This is a genomic window from Sphingomicrobium lutaoense (genome assembly GCF_014195685.1).
Lineage (GTDB): Bacteria > Pseudomonadota > Alphaproteobacteria > Sphingomonadales > Sphingomonadaceae > Sphingomicrobium > Sphingomicrobium lutaoense.
In genome coordinates this window covers 769,315-787,284 of sequence record NZ_JACICF010000001.1, presented here as the reverse complement: position 1 = coordinate 787,284, position 17,970 = coordinate 769,315, and the positions used below count along the sequence as shown (strand labels likewise).

At 65.0% G+C, this 17,970-nt stretch carries 13 protein-coding genes; 4 read left to right on the top strand and 9 right to left on the bottom strand.

Translation table 11 applies throughout. The features are described 5' to 3' along the window. Positions 1-49: 49 nt before the first annotated feature. Entirely contained in the window at positions 50-3,418 is a 3,369-nt protein-coding gene (addA, locus tag FHS50_RS03685; protein WP_183933029.1) for a double-strand break repair helicase AddA, read from the bottom strand. Positions 3,419-3,507: 89 nt separating this feature from the next. Here addA and FHS50_RS03680 point away from each other — a divergent pair, with 89 nt between their 5' ends. After that, positions 3,508-3,648 (top strand): LPXTG cell wall anchor domain-containing protein, encoded by a 141-nt coding sequence (locus FHS50_RS03680; RefSeq protein ID WP_183933028.1) that lies wholly within the window; start codon positions 3,508-3,510, stop codon positions 3,646-3,648. 5 nt (positions 3,649-3,653) lie between these two features. Here FHS50_RS03680 and addB read toward each other — a convergent pair whose 3' ends face one another. From addB to FHS50_RS03640, 8 genes are all read right to left on the bottom strand, one after another. Then, positions 3,654-6,536: a double-strand break repair protein AddB gene (gene addB / locus FHS50_RS03675; protein WP_183933027.1), complete on the bottom strand. Its 2,883-nt coding sequence runs from the start codon at positions 6,534-6,536 to the stop codon at positions 3,654-3,656. Next, a complete protein-coding gene (locus tag FHS50_RS03670; protein ID WP_183933026.1) occupies positions 6,529-7,284 on the bottom strand; it encodes a nucleotidyltransferase family protein in 756 nt (251 codons plus the stop codon). The genes addB and FHS50_RS03670 overlap by 8 nt, the downstream gene beginning before the upstream one ends. Then, a complete protein-coding gene (locus FHS50_RS03665) occupies positions 7,281-8,264 on the bottom strand; it encodes an aminoglycoside phosphotransferase family protein (RefSeq protein ID WP_183933875.1) in 984 nt (327 codons plus the stop codon). Before FHS50_RS03665 ends, FHS50_RS03670 begins: the two co-directional genes overlap by 4 nt. Continuing rightward, complete coding sequence (gene tsaE, locus FHS50_RS03660) at positions 8,261-8,692, bottom strand: tRNA (adenosine(37)-N6)-threonylcarbamoyltransferase complex ATPase subunit type 1 TsaE (protein WP_183933025.1); 432 nt, start codon at positions 8,690-8,692, stop codon at positions 8,261-8,263. Before tsaE ends, FHS50_RS03665 begins: the two co-directional genes overlap by 4 nt. Further along, positions 8,689-11,037, bottom strand: coding sequence for a PAS domain-containing sensor histidine kinase (locus tag FHS50_RS03655; protein ID WP_183933024.1), 2,349 nt, complete (start codon positions 11,035-11,037; stop codon positions 8,689-8,691). Before FHS50_RS03655 ends, tsaE begins: the two co-directional genes overlap by 4 nt. A gap of 109 nt (positions 11,038-11,146) precedes the next feature. Next, a complete protein-coding gene (locus FHS50_RS03650) occupies positions 11,147-14,386 on the bottom strand; it encodes a TonB-dependent receptor domain-containing protein (protein WP_183933023.1) in 3,240 nt (1,079 codons plus the stop codon). 180 nt (positions 14,387-14,566) lie between these two features. Continuing rightward, positions 14,567-15,964, bottom strand: coding sequence for an adenosylhomocysteinase (ahcY, locus tag FHS50_RS03645; protein ID WP_183933022.1), 1,398 nt, complete (start codon positions 15,962-15,964; stop codon positions 14,567-14,569). Between the two features lie 61 nt (positions 15,965-16,025). Continuing rightward, positions 16,026-16,586, bottom strand: coding sequence for a YqgE/AlgH family protein (locus FHS50_RS03640; protein ID WP_183933021.1), 561 nt, complete (start codon positions 16,584-16,586; stop codon positions 16,026-16,028). Positions 16,587-16,683: 97 nt separating this feature from the next. Between FHS50_RS03640 and FHS50_RS03635 the strand changes: the two genes are divergently transcribed. The 3 genes from FHS50_RS03635 to FHS50_RS03625 all read left to right on the top strand — a co-directional run bounded on the left by FHS50_RS03635 (position 16,684) and on the right by FHS50_RS03625 (position 17,903). Beyond that, complete coding sequence (locus FHS50_RS03635) at positions 16,684-17,163, top strand: peroxiredoxin (RefSeq protein WP_183933020.1); 480 nt, start codon at positions 16,684-16,686, stop codon at positions 17,161-17,163. A 90-nt stretch (positions 17,164-17,253) separates the two neighbouring features. Continuing rightward, positions 17,254-17,577, top strand: coding sequence for a hypothetical protein (locus tag FHS50_RS03630; RefSeq protein ID WP_183933018.1), 324 nt, complete (start codon positions 17,254-17,256; stop codon positions 17,575-17,577). Positions 17,578-17,675: 98 nt separating this feature from the next. Further along, a complete protein-coding gene (locus FHS50_RS03625; protein ID WP_183933016.1) occupies positions 17,676-17,903 on the top strand; it encodes an LPXTG cell wall anchor domain-containing protein in 228 nt (75 codons plus the stop codon). The last annotated feature ends 67 nt before the right edge of the window (positions 17,904-17,970 follow it).

Here is a 17,970-nt window from a genome sequence, read left to right as displayed (position 1 = left end):
CTCCTGATTGGATGTTCGCGGGCCGATATGGGGGTGAACGCCCCATCTCTCAACCCGCGAGCGTAACGAGACGCGGTCCGGCAGTGTACAGAAGCGCCGCCTCGACCGTCCTGCCGGGGAAGATGACCTGCAGCGCCGCGGCATAGGCCTGCATCTGCCGCCGGTGATAATCGGGCACCGCGCCGGGATCCTCGGGGACCATGCGCCCGGTCTTGAAATCGACCACCAGAACCCGCTCTTCCTCGACGAGCAGGCGGTCGACCGTCCCCGCGATCACCCTTTTGTCGGGCAGCACCGCGGCAATCGGCGCCTCGGCGAGCGCTCCGGGCCCGAAAATCTCGGCAAATTCGCTATCCTCGATGATCCGCAGCGCCGCCTCGACGATTTCCTCCCGCGCCGCCTCGTCAGCCACCCCGCCACTGCTCGCCAGCCAGTCGAGCGCGACTTGCCGCCTGTGCGAAGGCTCTACCGGAGGCAGCCGCTCGAACAGCGCATGGAGCAGGCTGCCGCGCCGTGCGGCTTCGCGTGCCGCCGGCCCCGGCGGGGGAAAGCTTTCCTCCTCGCCCTCTTCGCTGGCGGACGGCGCGAGTGGCCGCGGCGGCTGCGCTTCGGGCGGCGCGGCCTGGTGCAGCCAGTCGGGCGTGACGATCTCGTCGGATGCAAGGCTCCGCTTCGCCCGCGCCCGCCGCCCGCTGCCGCTTTCATGGACCCAGCCCCGCTCGCCCCAGGGCGCATCGAGCGGCACTGCTCCGGCATCCTGCATCGCCTGCTCGACCGCCAGCCACCAGCAATCCTTGTGCAACTTGCCCCGCGCAGGCGCGGTCCCGGTGACGATCAGCCGCCGCGCCGCGCGCGTCATCGCGACATAAAGCAGCCGCATATGCTCCTCGCGCTCGCGATCGGCCATCGCCTCCATCGTCGTCGCGAACGGCTCGACCAGCTGGTCCGAGCGCGGCTTGACCATCGGCACCTTTCCGATGCTGCCCAGCTCGAACAGCATGATGTTCCGGCTGCTCGGATCGCCGAGCTTGCTATAATCCCCGGTCGCATCGGCGAGGATGACCACCGGAGCCTCCAGCCCCTTGGCACCATGCACGGTCATGATGCGCACGCTGTCGCCCGCCTCGGCGGCCTCGCGCTTCACATCCACATCGCCCTGCTCGAACCAGCCCAGGAAACGGTCGAGCGAAGCGCCTTCCTCCTGCTCGAACTGCAGCGCGACATTCATCAGTTCATCGATCGGGTCGCCCGCTTCCTCGCCAAGCCGCGCCACCAGCTTCGCCCGCCCGCCGATCGGCCCCGAGAGGATCGTCTCGAGAAAGGCCGCCGGCCCCGCATAATCGGCCATCGCCAGCAGGCCCGACAGCCCGGCAAAAGCCTCGGCGAATTGCGCATCCTCGTCACGCCGCCCGCGCAGCGCGTCCCACAAGGCTCCCTTTCGCCCGAAGGCAAGCCGGTGCAGCGCCTCATGGTCCCAGCCAAACAGCGGCGAGACCAACAGGCAGGCCAGGTTGAGATCGTCGAGCGGCTGCGAGGCAAAGCGCATCGCGGCAATCAGGTCGCGCACCGCGAGCGGCTGCGAAAGAAGCAGCCGATCGACCCCCGCCACCGGCACCCCCTCGCCATAGAGCCGCGCGATGATCAGCGGCGCCAATTGCCGCGACCGCAGGAGAATGAGGACGTCGCCCGCCTCGACATCGTCGGGCCCCTCGATCAGGGCTTTCACTTCGCGCGCCAGCTTGCTCGCGAACATGCGGTCGCGTTCGGGATTCCAATCCTCCTCGCCTTCCTCCTCGAATTCCTCCTCCACCGCGAAAGGCGGCCACAGTTCGACCCGTCCCTTGAGCGTCGGGTCATGCGACTCATGCGGCGGCGGCGCGCGGTCGAGCCCCAGCGCCTCGGGCGTCTTGCCAAGGATGAAGGCATTGACCACGTCGAGGATCGCCTGCGCCGAGCGATAGCTGGTCGAGATGGTCAATTCCTCGAAGGAGCGCGGCGCCGTCCCTTCCCCGCTTTCCTGCCAGGCTTCCCGCTGCTGCCGCGCCGCCTCGGCGAACCGGCTGCTCATCCTCACGAACTGCTCGGGCTCCGCTCCCTGGAAACGGTAGATCGCCTGCTTGAAATCCCCCACCAGGAAAGCCGTGCGGAAGCGCCCTTCCTCCTCGGGGCTTCCCGAAAAGAATTCCTCTGTCAGCTTGGCGACGATGAACCATTGGTCGGCATTGGTATCCTGCGCCTCGTCGACAAGGATATGATCGATCCGCTGGTCAAGCTTGAAGCGCACCCAGTCGCCAATTCCGTCCTGCGCCAGCAGCATGTTGCTCCAGCGGATGAGATCGTCGAAATCGGCCAGCCCCTCGGCTTGCTTGGCATCGCCATAGGCACGGGCAAAGCGCGCTCCGGCCCGCAGCCCCGCCGCCTGCACGGCCGCCAGCTCGGCCCGTGCCCTCAACCCCTGCAATTCGCCCACCCGGTCGGCGAGAGCCTGCGCGGCCTCCTTGTCCTTCTGTCGGAAATGCGGCCGGCCATCCTGCGTCACCACGCCCTTGGCCATCAGGGGAAGCCGCCCCGCCCGATCCGCGTCGCAGCAGAGTAGCCAGCTTTCGAGCCGTCCGGCGATCTCCAGGCCCGACTTGGTGCCCCATTCGCGATTGACCGCGATCAGCCGCTCGACCAACGCCCGGTCGAAATCGGGATCGCTGCACGACGCGGCAATCGCCTCCTCGACATCGCCCTCGGGCAATTCCATCAGTTCGCGCAACGCAGGCTCGATCAACGGTTCGGCAGGCAGCCTGGCCAGCGACGGCCCATATTCGCCGCACCGCGCCAGATATTTGAGCGCGCCTTCCTCACCCAGCCTGCGCGACAGCGCGCTGAGATCGGAAAGAAACTGCCGGTCCCCCGCTTCCTCGGCATCGCTCGCCAACTCGGCGAGCACTTCGCGCGCTAGCGCCTTCTGCTGCCGGTCGTCCATTGCCTCGAAGCCCGGGCTGATTCCCGCTTCGGCAGGAAAGGCACCGAGCAATCCCTGCGCAAAGCTGTGCAATGTCTGGATCTTGAGCCCGCCCGGCGCATCGAGCACCCGCGCGAATAGCCGCCGCGCCCGCGCGATCATGTCGGGCGAAGCCGGCTCGCCGAGAGCGCGAAGGTCGCTGCGAAGCTGGTCCTCCTTCAACCGCACCCAGGAGGCGAGCCGCGCACCGATCCGGTTCGACATCTCGGCCGCCGCCGCCTTGGTAAAGGTAAGGCAGAGGATCGATTCGGGCGCTACCCCCTGCAGCAAAAGCCGCAGCACGCGCGAGGTCAGCACATGGGTCTTGCCCGTCCCCGCCGAGGCCGAAAGCGCGGCATGGATGGAAGGGTCGGACGCCGCTTCCTGGTTGCCGGTCAAGGGCTTGAGCCGATCGACACTTCTCATCGGCCCGCTCCCATCGCCAAATCCCCCTTTGCAAGCCCGCTTCGCCCGCCTACATCGCGCCCGAACCCGCCATCCAGACGAGAGTTGTCATGACGAAGAAATCCGACCAGCCCGAAAAAGCCAAGGACAATGGCAAGAGCATGAAGACCGTCGGCATGGCCGCGGGCATCGGCTCGGCGGCGCTGGTCGCGGCGCTGCTCTACGCCAAGCGGCGCAAGAAGAAGAAATAGCCCCATCAGCCTCGCCCGTACCATTCGTCGCGGCGCATCAGCTGGTCATAATCGCCATAAGGCGAATATTCGGGATGGAGCATGGCGGTGAAAGGCGCATCGCCCGTCAGATAGCTGGTCGCCAGCCCCTCGAATTCCCGCGCCATCTTGCCGAGAAGATCGCCCAGTTCCATCTTGTTTGAGGCGTTACGGCGATATCCCGGTGACCCGTTTTTATCCTTCGCGAGCGACCAATACTCAAGTGCGCCAACTGCCCCTCCGTGCGCGCCGAAACCGCCGCGCTCGGAAATGATGCCGAGCAGGCTCAACTGCAGCGCGAACCCTGCTCCCACTGCCTTTTGACTTGGCGGGTCGCCCGTCTTGTAGTCGAGAATGGCGATCTTCCCGTCGGCCATCCGGTCGATGCGGTCGGCCTTGCCGCGCAATTCGACCCCGGCGAAATCGATCCCCCCATCGATCTCGGTGCCGAGCGGCGCACGGCCCTTCGCCGCATCACGCTCGACTTCCGCGGCTATCCATTCGATCGCTTCCATCAGCCGGGGCCGCCACAGCGCGCGCAGCATGGGATGGAGCGCCTCTTCGCCGATCATCGCCTCGGCCCGCCGGAGAAGCGCGCCCGGCTCGCAATTGTCCTTTTTGTACCATTGGTCGAGAACGTCATGCACCGCGCTCCCCTTCCAGGCCGCATGATGATCGGCATCGATGGGATCGAGTTTGCGCAGCGCCAGCATCGACTTGGCATAATAGGCAAAGGGGTCGGCCTTCAGCCGGTCGACATCGGTGACATAGATTTTGCGCGGCCGGAGCGCGGGCGCGGGCCGCGGCGCGGGGCGCAGCGAAGGCGCGATAGCGTCGATCCGGTCGATCTCGCGAACGAGCGCGGGAATCTCTTTCTCGCGCGTCACGCCTCCGGTCATCGCTTCGAGCCTCAGCCACAGGCGCGACGCCACGGTGGGCGCTCCGCTCGCTTTCTCGGCCCGGCTCAAAAGTACCTGCGGCGCTCCCAATGCGCTCATCAGGTCATGCGCCGCCAGCCCGATCCGATATTCGAGCGGGGGCAGCCCCAACAAACGCCGCAGCTTGGGCGCAAGCCAGGGATCGGGGCTCGGAGCGGCCGGCCAGGACCCTTCGTTCAACCCACCGAGGATCATCAGGTCGGCCTGTTGCAACCGCGCTTCGAGAAGGCCCCAGATGAACAGACGCGGGTGCCCGCCATAGCTGGGACGCACCGCAACTTCGCGAAGCATTTGCTGGACGAGGCGCGGCCATTCGGACGCCCCGGCTTCCAACCGCGCGGCATCGGGCGCATTCTCGATCCGCGACAGGAGATCGCCCGCTTGCGCGCCGGCACTCCCTTTCCAGGCCGCCGGACCCGCCAGCGCGTCGATCGCTTCGCGAAGCGCACTCATCAGCGCGGACAGGTTCTTCGCCTGGCCCAGTGGGGCCAAGGCTTCGAGCGAGGGCCGAAGCGCTTCCCATGCCTCGCGGGTCGGCACTCGCAATCTCTCATGCCGAATCGTCTCGACATGGCGGTCGATCCCTTCAAGACCGGGTTCGGGGCGCGGCCCGCGTAGGCCGAGGTCGAGACGGCGTACCCGTGCAAGCCATTCGCCGCGCGCTTCGCCCTGCCCGCCAATGAGCGGATGCTTGAGCAAGGCGACCAGCGGCAATGGCGAGAAATCGGCGGCAACCAGTTCGAGCATCGCCATCATCAAGCTGCCGGGCGGCGTCAGGTGCAGCGGCGTGCCCGCGCTGTCGTCGGCCTTGATCTGCCACCGCTCGAGGATCGACGCCACGCGGCGCGCCAGTTCGCGGTCGGGCGTGACCAGCGCGGCGGTCCTGCCTTCTTGATCCAACGCGCCGCGCAGCGCGATGGCAATCGCCATGGCCTCGCTCGCCGGATCGGGCAATTCCATCGCGCGCACCCCCGACAAACGCCGCTCGCTGTCGGCAAGCGCTTCCCATTTGTCCGAAAAGCGTGCGGATGCCATCGCATTGGCAGCGGCCCGTCCGCGCTCGGCGCGCGATGCCCCGCGCCCGCCCGCGCTCCAGGTCTCGACTTCCCCTCGGGCGATCCCCATGCGGTCGAGAAGCAGGCGCAGATGATATTGCGGATGGGTCGGCTCTCCCGCCCCTTCCTCGGGGCGCAGCGCCTCCCATTCCTCCTCGGGCATCTCGCGCTCCATCGCGAGCGCGGGGAGAACCACCATTCCCTCGGGCATGCGCGCCACCCTCCCCAGCAGCCCCGCGACCGCGGGCGCGGTGGTGCTGATCCCGGCCGCCACGGTGAAGCCCGGGGGCGGATTGTCCTTCCACCGCTCGGCAAGCCCGCGAAGCAGGAGATTGCGCCGCCGCGCCATGTCGACATGGCCGCTTTCCTCCAGCACCCGGGGCCAGCGGTCGAACAGCAGGGCCAGCTCGCCCAGCATCCTTTCCCAATGTTCGGCCAGTTCGGGCGTGTCCTGCTGCAAGGCCCGCAGCTGCGCGGGCGTGACCTCCTCGACCTCGAGCGCATCGAGCGTCCGGCCGAGGTTGGCGGCCAACCGCATCGCTTCGCCCGCCCCCTTGCCGCCTTCGCGCAGCATCACCGCCAGCTTGAGCTGCCGTTCGAGCGGAGGGATCGCGGGAGGAAGCAGCGCTTCGGCGGGATCGAGCGCCGCCCCGATCCGGTCGCCGATTTCCGGATCGCCGATCGGAACCATGCGCGGCAACAACAGTCCGCCGTCGGACAGGCGGACGAAGGCCTCGGTCACGCTGCGCACCGCGCGGTTGGTGGGCAGGAGAATGCGTCCCCTCGCCAGTCCGTCGCGACCATATTGCTTGAGAAGACCCGACGCGAGCGCGTCGGCGAAACTGCGATGGGCGGGGATCGAATAGACCCTAGCCATCGATAAGCGCGGCCTCGGTATCCTTGATCGACTGGGGGCGCCCGACATCGAACCACAGTCCCTGGTGCACCGCTCCGAAGCAGCGCCCCTCACCGATCGCCCGGTCCCAGAGGATATTGGTCGAGAAAGGCCCCTCGGGGACATCGCGGATGAGACGCTTGGACATCATCTGGATGCCCGTGAAGACATAGGGCGCGACCTTGCCGCGCTCGCGCCGCGTCAGCCGCCCCTTGCGGTCCATGTGAAAATCGCCCTTGCCCGCATGGTTGAAGGCCCGCGCATGGGGCACCAGTAGCAGCAGCGCATCCATCGTCTCGTCATCCCAATGCGCGGCAAGAAGGCGAAGCGTGTCGGCAGGCCCGTCGATCCAGAAATTGTCGCTGTTGCACGACAGGAAGGGATCGCCCTCGATCATCGGCAGCGCCTTGGCGAGCCCCCCGCCGGTTTCGAGCAATTGCTCGCGCTCGTCCGACACCGCGATGTCGAGCCCGCGCACCCCTTCGAGATGCCCTTCGAGCGCATCGGCAAGATAATGAACATTGACGACCGCTTTTTCGACTCCCGCGGCGCGCAGCCGGTCGAACACATGATCGATCATCGGCTTTCCGGCCAAGTCGATCAGCGGCTTGGGCCGGGTCGCTGTCAGGGGCCGCATCCGCTTGCCGAGGCCCGCGGCCATCACCATCGCGGTCTTCGGAACCGCGGCCTTGATATTGGGACGAAGCGACAGGGCGCGCTTGGGCTTCATTCTTCACTCCAGGCTGCTGCCCGCTTGTCGGCGGGAACATGCTTTTCATACCAGCGCGCCACCGGCGCCAGCGCTTCATGCGCCAGGTTGCGCTCGAGCAATCCCCACACGCGCGGCTGCAACGGCAGATAATGGCGCTTGCCGTCGCGCTTCCACAGGCGAGTGAAAATGCCGAGAATCTTGCTGTTCCGCTGCGCACCCAGAAGCTGGTAATCGGCAAGGAAAGCCTCGCGGTCGGCAATCCGCGATTGGTCGAGAAAATACTTGATCATCCGCGCTTCGAGCTCGGGCGACACGTCGCGCCGCGCATCCTGCAACAGCGAGACCAGGTCATAGGCCGGGTGCCCCGCCAGCGCGTCCTGGAAATCGAGAAGCCCCAACCCCCCGTCGCGCAACAGCATCAGATTGTCGGCATGATAGTCGCGCAGCACCAGCACCGGTCGCTCGAGGCTCCGCGCCGCAAGCGACGGTAGCAGTTCGCTCCACGCCGCAAGATAGCTTTCGCGGTCAGGATCGAGGTTCACCGCGCCCATATACCAGTCGGGAAACAGTTCGACTTCGCGCCTAAGCTGCGCCTCGTCATAGGGCGGCAGATCATCGGGCAACGGTCGCTCGTGAAGCTCGACCAGCGTATCGACCGCCGCCTTGTAGATCGCTTCCTCGTCCCCTTCGCCCTTGGCCAGCACCGGGCCCACGCGGTCGTCCCCGAAATCCTCGAGCAGCAGCAACCCGCGCTCGACATCGCGCGCCAGGATACGCGGCGCGCGCAGGCCATGGCGGTCGAGATGGTCGGCAATCGAAATGAAGGGCCGCACATCCTCATGCTCGGGCGGCGCATCCATCAGCACGGCATCGCCGAGCTTTTCGTGGCACACGCGGAAATAACGACGGAAGGAAGCATCACCGGCAAGCGGCAGGATCTCGGCGCCCTGCCAACCCGCACGGGTCAGGAAATCGGGCGCCGAAGCGGGGGGAATCATGGCCATCTGCCCTCCCAACCGCTCGGCACGGTCCAAGTCAAGCGGCGCATGCCCTCGCCTTCCTCCATTGCGATATTCAGCCGCAGGGCATCGGCAAATGCCCCTTCCCCGCCATGCTCGGGCCATTCGATCAGCAGCACCCCGTCCCCCATCATGTCGAGGCCCAGCTCCATCAGTTCCTCGGGATCCTCGAGCCGATAGAGATCGACATGGAGCACCGGCGGATTGAGATGCTCATAAGGCTGCACGATCGCAAAGCTCGGGCTCGGCACTTCGCCCTCATGCCCCAGCGCGCGCAACATGCCCCGCACCAGCGTGGTCTTGCCCACGCCCAGTCCACCCGACAGGGTAATGACATCGCCGGGCCGGAGCCGCCGCGCCAGATTGGCGCCCAGCTCGGCCGTCGCCGCTTCGTCCTTCAGGATCATGGCGCCTCGCGCGGCACGGTGATGGTGACGGTCGTGCCCTCTCCCTCGACCGAGCGCATCCCAACGCTCCCGCCATGCGCCTCGATGAACTGCCGCGTCAGCGGAAGACCCAGCCCCAGCGCGCTTTCGCCCCGGCGGCCATGGGTCTTGTGGAACCGCTCGAACACCCGCGGCAATTCCACCTCGGGAATCCCGGGCCCATTGTCGCTCACGGTGATGATCACCCGCTCCTCGGTGCCGCGCGCCTCGACCTCGATCCGCCCCTCATTGTCCGAATAGTCGACCGCATTGCGCAGCACATGTTCGAGCGCCTCGCGCAGCCGCCGCGCATCGCCCGACACCACTCCGGTCGAACCGTCCACCTCGACCGACAGCTGCTGCTCCTTTTCGGCAATCCGCGGCTCGATCGCACTGGCGGCATTGCGCACCAGCCCCGCCATGTCGACCCGCTCGCGCTCGATCGGCAGCCCGCTCCCCTCGGTGCGCGTCAGATCGAGCACATTGTCGATAAGCGTGGAAAGGCGCCCCACCGATTCGATGATCGCCGACACATAATCGAGCGCCGCCGGCTCGAGCTTGCCCGCATATCCCTGGCTCAGCATCTCGGCGAACCCGCCGATGGAGGTCAGCGGCGTGCGCAGTTCATAGCTCATATTCTCGACGAAATCGGTTTTCACCAGGTCGGCTTCCTCGAGCGCGGCCGCCCGCTCGCGCAGCGCGGATTCGATCCGCGTCGAATCGGTGATGTCGATCATCGTGAACAGCGCATTCCCATCGGGAAGCGGCACGGCGGAAAATTGGAAATTGCGCCCGTCCGTAAAGGTCACCCGACCGCTCCCCGACTTGCGCCCGGCAGTCGTCGCGCGGATCTGTTCGCGCACCTGCGCCGCCGCCGTGGGATTGACGAGCGAGCGCGCGATCGCGGGCACCAGCTCGTCGACGCGCGGATGCTCGGCGAGCCATGCCTCGTCCAGCCCCCAGGTCTCGCAGAACCGGCGGTTCCAGAGGTACAGCCGCCCGTCCGAAGCAAACACCGAAATGGCCTCGAACAGATTGTCGAAAGTCGCCGAGCGCACGCGCAGAAGCGTATCGCGCGCCGAGGCAAGCCGCACCTGCTCGGTCCGGTCCTCGAGCACGAGGCGCAGCCCGCCATCGGGCAAGGGCTGGCCGAGGATTCGCAGATGGTCGCCATTGGCGAGGATCCAGTCCTCCTCGATCGCTTCGTCGGTCGAGACGAACCATTCCGCCCGCTCCCTCTTCCAGGCCGGAAAGTCGCGCGTCTCGGGCGTGCGCCCCTTCTCCCGCATCGCCTCGAGCAAACGCTCGAAATGCGGCCCGTCATCCAGCACGTCGGGATCGAGCCGCGCCATGATGGCAAAGGGCTGGTTGTAGAAATCGAGCCGCCCGTCGGCATTGAACTGCGCCGTGCCCGCTGTCATGCGGTCGGCAAGGTCGCGCTGCGACTGGATCTGCCGCGCCAATTCGACCCGCGCGTCCTCAAGGTCCTGGATGTCGATTGCGAAGCCTGCCACCGCGCCCCCTGGCAAGGGGACGTCGACGAGGCGAAGCATCCGACGTTCGCCCCCGATGGTGGCCGGCTGAACGCGCGAGAAGGGCTTGCCGGTCTCGAGCGCCTTGACCGCCCCGGCCCGCGCACCTTCCTCGCCGCCCCCGTCGATCAGTTCGCTTCCCCGCGCGATGACTTCGGCGGCGGTATCCCCTTCGACCGCGGTCACGAAGGCCGCGTTGACCAGGCCCAGCGACAGGTCGGGGCCGCGATACCACATCGGGAAAGGCGCGTTCTCGATGAGCTGCGTCAGGCTGTCGAGCGCGCCTTCGGTCTGCAACAGTCGCCGCGACAGTCGCTGGCGCTGGTCCTCGGCGGCAGTGGTGTCGAAAAACCAGAGCAGTACCGCCTGCTCATGGTCGGGATCGTCGGCCATCCCGCCGCGGATTTCATAGACACGGCTCGCGTCCGGGAAGGTGATTTGCAGATCGACCGGAGCGCCCGAAAGCCGAGCCGCATCGACCGCCTGCATCAGCCGTTCGCGGTCCTTGTCGGAAAGGCTGGCCGCGCTCGCCAGTTCATCGAGGCTCGCGGGTCGCTTCGCCAGACCGAGGTCATGAAGCAGCGCCTGGTCGGGATCGATCGCACCGCCTTCGCTGACGAGCAGGGGGCGCGCCGGTGCCGCGCTCAACAGCTTGGACAAGGAACGCGCCGCGCCCAGCACCTTGTTGGCGCGCGACATCCGGCGCCCGGCCACCACCAGCAGCATCGCCGCCAGCGCAAGCCAAAGCGCCCCGATGACGATGATCGCGGCCGACAGGGTCGGGCTGAGGGTCATGGCCGAACGGCTCCGGGAATCATGCCTGATGTGTAGCAGGCTCTAGGCAAAGAAAAAGGGCGGGGAGAAAAGCTCTCCCCGCCCCGATCCTGACATTGAAGTCCGGGTCTTAGAAGCGTGCGCGCACGTTGGCGAACACCCGGCGACCCAGGATGTCGTAGTAGGAACCAAGCAGCGCCGTCTGACCGAACGAAGCGATCGGCGAGAAAGCGGTCGAGACCTTCGGCGGCTTGTTGTTGAAGATATTCGACATGCCCAGCGTGAACTGGAAGCGGTCGTTGATATCCACGGTACCCGACAGCGAGTGGTAGAACTGCTCGTCCAGCTCGTAGACCGGGCAGACCGGACCGCCGAGCGCAACGCTCTCGGGGCAGATCGTACCGCGGGCATCGAGAAGATCCTGCAGATCCGACGTCCCGCCGATCACGTCCAGACCGTAGAGAATGGTGACCTTGTCCTTGTTCCAGGTCAGGTTGAAGTCGCCGACCCACTTGGGATCGCCGCTTTCACCATTGGTCGAGGTCGTGAAGCCGTCGAACAGCGTGAACTCGTCGTCGAGCTGCCAGGTCATCTGCGCCAGCATCGAGAGGCGACCCATGTCACCCAGATCCTGCGAGAAGCGACCCGTGAAGTCGATCGACTCGTTGGCTTGCTTGTTGATGTTCAGATAGGGATCGCGAACGAAGTCGATGCCGCCGGCAAAGCCGGGGTTGAGACCATCGGGCTCACGAGTGAACAACGAACATTCCGGCGTCGGGAACTGGTTGGGTTCCGCGAAATAGCACTGGCTGATGATGTTGTTCGGGCCGATCTGGGCGATCTGGCCCTTCACCGCGATGTCGACATAGTCGACCGCCAGGCTCATTCGGAAACCGTCCCAGAACCATGCCTGCGGGGTGAAGATCGCGCTGACGGTGAATGCATCCGAGGTTTCGGATTCGAGCACGCCGATACCGCCTTCCGAGGAGATTTCCGCCGAGGAGGAAGCACCCTGGAAGTTCGGGCTCACATTGTCGGCAGCACAGCGGTCAGCCAGCTGCTGCGAAATGTTGCCGTTGGCGAGTTCCTGGCCCCAATCCACGCAGGGATCGGCGACAAAGGAGAAGCCCGTCTGGCTGGCGAGGAACTGCTCGAACAGCGCCGGAGCGCGGTAGGAGGTGCCGTAGGTCGCGCGGAAACGCAGCCAGTCGTTCACTTCCCAGTTGGCACCCAGCTTGTAGGTCCAGTTGCCCTTGTCCGAATCGGTCACGCCGTCCTGCCGCTCGGCATAGTTGTTCGTCAGACGCCCAGCGGCGTTGAACGTGAGCGACTGGATGCCGGGCGTGTTGTAGATCAGCGGGATATCGATTTCGCCGAACAGTTCGGTCGAACGGGTGAAACCGGCGGTCACACCCGCGCTGGTCGATGCGAAGGACTGGCCGTCCTGCACTTCCTGGCTCGGGGTGTCCGTGATTTCGTCACGACGCCACTGGAAACCGACCGCAGCCGAAAGCGGACCAGCGGGAAGCTGGAGGATCTGGTTGCCAAAGATCGCTTCGAACGTGTCCTGGCGATAGATCGTGTTGCCCACGGTGCTACCGAACAGGAAGGCTTCCTCTTCCGGCGTGAAATTGCCGTTCAGGACGCGCGGATCCGAGAAGTCGATGTCGACGCAGGGCGCACCGCGATAGGAGGTGGTCCGGCCGTTACAGGCTTCCTGGCGCCACTGGACGAGGTCGATGGCATCCTGCCAGATGATGTCACGGGCATAGTCGCCATCCGAACGGCTGTACTGGTAATAGCCTTCGTAATAGGCGTTCTCGAGCCAACCGCCCGAACCCGCGAAATCGCCGCGCAGACCCACGACACCGCGATAATAATCGACGGTGGTGGAGGAGTCATAGACGAACGGAATGACCGGAAGCAGACGATAGTCGCCGCCGATCGAGTTGACGGGGTCACCGCCGCCGGCCGGATCGCAATCCACACCGAAGAGGACGCAGACAACGAACACCGAGGTGCTGGCATCGCGCGAGAACTGGTTGAAGAACAGCTGGCGTTCCTGCTGCGCGACATTCTCGCGACGGTTATAGAGACCCTCGACGAAGATCTCGATATTGTCGGTCAGTTCGTAGGCCGCATCCGCATAGAGCGTGTAACGCTCGGTGCGCGGAATGCGCGACACGTCATAGGTGTTGACCGACTTGTCGTTGATCAGGCCTTCCGAATAATATTGCGTGATCTCGTCCTGGTTCGAGGTCGGGATGCCGCCATAGTTGACTTCATAGAAGCCGCGCGGAAGCCCGCCGCCCTGGATTTCCGGAAGGAATTCGTCGAAGCGGTCGCCCGGATCGTTATACTGGATGTCCGCGCTGCGCGGGTCCTGGAAGACCGACGGCTGACCGAAGAACCAGGGATAGTCGAACACGCGGATGACCGGGCCGAAGGTGTTGCCGCAGGTCGGCAGGCCGGTGCGCGGATCGAGCTGGTCGGCACGGGTCACGCCGTCCGGACGGAAGAGATAGTCTTCGCCGCAACGGAAGAAGTCACGATCGCCACGCTCGAGTTCGGTGCGCTTGAAATAGTCGCCGCCGACCTGGAAGTGTCCGCGGTCGAACGTCTTACCGTAGAGCGCCGAGACATTGTAGGTGTCGCCGCCACCTTCATCGGTGAGCGAGGTGAAGGCACGAAGGTCGAGACCGTCGAATTCCTTGTTGGTGATGAGGTTGACCACGCCCGCGATCGCGTCCGAACCGTAGATCGACGAAGCGCCGGTCTTGAGGATTTCCACCGAACCGATGGCGGCCGAGGGAATGACGTTGAGGTCGAAGGCCGAAACGGCACCGCGCGTACCCGCGGGACCGGCGCGACGGCCATTGACGAGAACCAGCGTGCGGTTGGCGCCGAGGCCGCGCAGCGACAGCGTCTGCGCACCCGGACCGCCGTCGGTCACGAAGTTGGTCGAAAGGGCCGAAGTGATCTGCGTCGAACCCGCGGCGAGCGGCGACTGCTGCAGGATCTCGGCGGTTTCGACATCGCCTTCCTGCATCGAGACTTCGGGGCTCACGATCTGGATCGGATCGGGGCTGGTGAAGTTGTCGCGGCGGATGCGCGAACCGGTGATGACGATGGCGTCTTCGCTGACGGCCTGCGCCGGAACGAGATCTTCCTCGATCGTCGCGGCTTCACCCTGCTGGGCCAGCGGCTCTTCTTCATCGACACGCTCGAGGCATGCCTGCTTTTCCTGCTCGTCGGTATAGACGGCGCAGTCTTCGGTGGTGTCCTGCGCGAAAGCAGGCGTGGTAAAGAGGGCCAGCGAGACTGCCGCAAGCGACGAGCCGGCTAGCGCCTTGACGTGAGTTCTACGCATAAAGATTGCCCTTTGGGTTGGAGTAGTGACCTTTTGCAGGTCACCTTCCTAGGGCAAAGTCCGGAAAAGAAAACGGCTCGGCAGAGCTTGAACGGCAAATGAACGGCGACTGTGCTATCGGTGCAACAGTCGCCGTAACCATAACAGAACAGGCGATAAACCTCTCCGGTTTAGCCTGGATTAATAACGATAATGTTCGGGCTTGAACGGCCCCTTGCGGTCGACCCCGATATAATCGGCCTGTTCCTGCGAAAGCTCGCTCAGCTGCACGTTGAGCTTGGCGAGATGCAGTTCGGCAACTTTCTCGTCGAGATGCTTGGGCAGGACATGGACGTCATTGTCATATTCCTCGCCCCGCTGGAACAGTTCGATCTGGGCCAGCACCTGGTTGGTGAAACTCGCCGACATCACGAAGCTCGGATGGCCGGTGGCGTTGCCGAGATTGAGGAGGCGACCCTTGGACAGGAGGATGATCCGCTTGCCGTCCGGAAACTCGACCATGTCGACCTGCGGCTTGATCTCGGTCCACTTCATGTTCTCGAGCGCATCGACCTGGATCTCGTTGTCGAAGTGGCCGATGTTGCCGACGATCGCCATGTCCTTCATCTCGCGCATGTGATCGAGCGTGATGACGTCCTTGTTGCCGGTGGTGGTGACGAAGATGTCGGCGCGCTTCACGCCTTCTTCCATGGTCACGACCTCGAACCCGTCCATCGCCGCCTGCAGCGCGCAGATCGGATCGATTTCGGTGACGATCACGCGCGCCCCGGCCCCGGCGAGCGATGCCGCCGAGCCCTTGCCGACATCGCCATAGCCCGCGACCAGCGCGACCTTGCCCGCCATCATGACGTCGGTGCCGCGGCGGATGCCGTCGACCAGGCTTTCCTTGCAGCCATATTTATTGTCGAACTTCGACTTGGTAACGCTGTCGTTGACGTTGATCGCCGGGAAGGGAAGCTTGCCCGCCTTGGCAAGCTGGTAGAGCCGGTTGACGCCCGTAGTGGTTTCCTCGGACACGCCGCGGATATTCTTGACCGTCTCGGTGAGAAAGCCCGGCTTCTTCTCGACGAATGCTTTCAGCGCCTTCTGGAATTCGCGCTCTTCCTCGTTGGTCGGCGCAGGCATTTCCTCGCCCGCCTCGATCCGCGCGCCCCACAGAGCGAACATGGTGGCATCACCACCATCGTCGAGGATCATGTTGCAGGTCTCGTCGCGCCAGTCGAAGATGCGCGCGACATAGTCCCAATATTCCTCGAGCGTCTCGCCCTTGATCGCGAACACCGGAATGCCCTGCTCGGCGATCGCCGCGGCGGCATGGTCCTGCGTCGAATAGATGTTGCAGGTGGTCCAGCGCACTTCGGCACCGAGCGCGATCAGCGTCTCGATCAGCACCGCGGTCTGGATGGTCATGTGCAGTGACCCGGTGATCCGCGCGCCCTTCAGCGGCTGCTTCTCGCCATATTCCTCACGCAGGGCCATCAGGCCCGGCATCTCGGTTTCGGCAATTTCGATTTCCTTGCGCCCATAATCGGCGAGCGCGATGTCCTTGACGATATAATCGGCCACGAAAGTCTCCACGGGATTTGAAGTTTGCGCGCGGCCCTAGCCGGTATCGTCCGCCGGTGCAATCAGGGGCCCGTCAGGCCGCTCCGGTTTCCCCGACGAGCAGCGCCGGATCGATGCCCTGCGCCTTGAAACTCTCCGCCCAGCGCTCGCCGGTGCCGGTCTCGAACAGCAACTCGCGCGATGCCGGCGCGGCCTGCCAGCCATGCCGCGTCATCTCCTCGTCGAGCTGCCCCGCTTCCCACCCGGCATAGCCGAGCGCGACGAGGAACTGCGACGGCCCCTTGCCCGCCGCGATTGCCTTCAGAACATCGAGCGTCCCCGACAGCCCGCACAGTTCGCCGATCTGCACGCTGTCCTGCCCGGCCCAGTCGAGCGAATGGAGAACGAACCCCCGCCCCGGCTCGACCGGCCCGCCATGATGGATGGCGACATCGGGCGCTTCGCCCGGATCGATCTCTAGATCCTTCAGGAGCCCGCGCAATGTCATCCCCGCCAGCAGCGACCCTACGCCGATGCCGAGCGCCCCGTCCTCGTCATGCGCGGCCATCATGATCACCGCCTGCTCGAAGCGCGGATCGCCCATGCCGGGCATCGCCAGGAGAAACTGGCTGGTCAGGAATTGGGCTTGCTCCATGCCGCCATAGTGCCGGAACCATCCCCCTTTCCACAAGTCTTGTTGGCAGGGGGCCACCATCCTATGTCGGCTCCTTCGAAAAAAGGAGAATATCAAGATGACCATCAAGGTTGGCGACAAGCTTCCCGACGTGCAGGTGACCCTGGCCACTCCCGAAGGCCCCATTCCCACGAGCACGGGCCAATATTTCGCCGGCAAGAAAGTCGCGCTCTTCGCGGTCCCCGGCGCCTTCACGCCGACCTGCTCGGTCAAGCATCTCCCCAGCTATGTCGAAAAAGCGGACGAACTGAAGGCCAAGGGCGTCGACGAGATCGTCGGCACCGCGGTCAACGACGCTTTCGTGATGGCCGAGTGGAACAAGCAGCAGGGCTCGGACGACATCGTGATGATCTCGGATGGCAATGCCGCCTTCGCCGAAGCGCTCGGCCTCGACTTCGACGCTTCCAAGTTCGGCATGGGCAAGCGCTCGCAGCGCTATTCGATGGTGGTCAATGACGGCGTCGTCGAACAGCTCAATGTCGAAGAGCCCGGCGATTATTCGGTATCGGGTGCGGAGACGATGCTCGGCCAAATGTGATCGGCCAACTGTGATCCGGCTGCGACAGGCAGAGGAGACAATGTGTCACTGCCGCGTTGGTGTCATGAATTTCAAATCGGGAGAAAATGCATGACGAACAAGACGACCAGCCAGCAGAGCAGCCAGACCACCAGCCAGAGCAAGCAGAGCGAAAGCTCGCAGAACAGCTCGACCTGGCAGAATCTCGCTGAGCGTAACGATTTCGCCGGCCAGACCTATCGCACGATCCGTGACTATCCGAAAACCAGCGCCGCAATCGCGACCGGCGTGGCGGCCGCGGCCGGTGCGGGCGCCTTCCTTCTCAACCGCAAGAAGAAGGTGGGTACCGCTTTCGGCCACGCCAGCTCGAATGACAAGATCGTGAGCGAAGTCGAACAGATCAACAAGAAGGGTGTCTCGGACGCGAAGTCCTAAGGCCCTCGCCTGTTGACCGATTGGGGGCGCGCTTCACCGAACGGGGGGCGCGCCCCTTCTCTTATGATCTTCCCCCCATCCTCTTCCAAGGAGACCCGATGAACGCCGCCACGAACGATCGCCAGGAAACCACCCCCCTCGCCCACCGCGCCGCGCAAGGCATCCAGGACAATCCCCTCGGCTCGGCCCTCGCGCTCGCGGGTGTTGCCGCGCTCGCCGGTGCCGGTGCCTGGTGGCTGCGCCGCCGCAAGGCATGGGACGCGCTCGACGACATCACCGATCCGCTGGTCGACCAGCAATTGCACGCCGGTGCGGTCGCTTATTGAGCGCCCCGGACCCAGCATGAAAAAGGCCCCGCCGGAAACGACGGGGCCTTTCTTTTGCCGGGGCTCG

Excerpts from the sequence above, each read along its gene's own strand:
- addA (WP_183933029.1), bottom strand. The coding sequence starts at position 3,418 with ATGAGAAGTGTCGATCGGCTCAAGCCCTTGACCGGCAACCAGGAAGCG.
- FHS50_RS03680 (WP_183933028.1), top strand. The coding sequence starts at position 3,508 with ATGACGAAGAAATCCGACCAGCCCGAAAAAGCCAAGGACAATGGCAAG.
- addB (WP_183933027.1), bottom strand. The coding sequence starts at position 6,536 with ATGGCTAGGGTCTATTCGATCCCCGCCCATCGCAGTTTCGCCGACGCG.
- FHS50_RS03670 (WP_183933026.1), bottom strand. The coding sequence starts at position 7,284 with ATGAAGCCCAAGCGCGCCCTGTCGCTTCGTCCCAATATCAAGGCCGCG.
- FHS50_RS03665 (WP_183933875.1), bottom strand. The coding sequence starts at position 8,264 with ATGATTCCCCCCGCTTCGGCGCCCGATTTCCTGACCCGTGCGGGTTGG.
- tsaE (WP_183933025.1), bottom strand. The coding sequence starts at position 8,692 with ATGATCCTGAAGGACGAAGCGGCGACGGCCGAGCTGGGCGCCAATCTG.
- FHS50_RS03655 (WP_183933024.1), bottom strand. The coding sequence starts at position 11,037 with ATGACCCTCAGCCCGACCCTGTCGGCCGCGATCATCGTCATCGGGGCG.
- FHS50_RS03650 (WP_183933023.1), bottom strand. The coding sequence starts at position 14,386 with ATGCGTAGAACTCACGTCAAGGCGCTAGCCGGCTCGTCGCTTGCGGCA.
- FHS50_RS03640 (WP_183933021.1), bottom strand. The coding sequence starts at position 16,586 with ATGGAGCAAGCCCAATTCCTGACCAGCCAGTTTCTCCTGGCGATGCCC.
- FHS50_RS03635 (WP_183933020.1), top strand. The coding sequence starts at position 16,684 with ATGACCATCAAGGTTGGCGACAAGCTTCCCGACGTGCAGGTGACCCTG.
- FHS50_RS03630 (WP_183933018.1), top strand. The coding sequence starts at position 17,254 with ATGACGAACAAGACGACCAGCCAGCAGAGCAGCCAGACCACCAGCCAG.
- FHS50_RS03625 (WP_183933016.1), top strand. The coding sequence starts at position 17,676 with ATGAACGCCGCCACGAACGATCGCCAGGAAACCACCCCCCTCGCCCAC.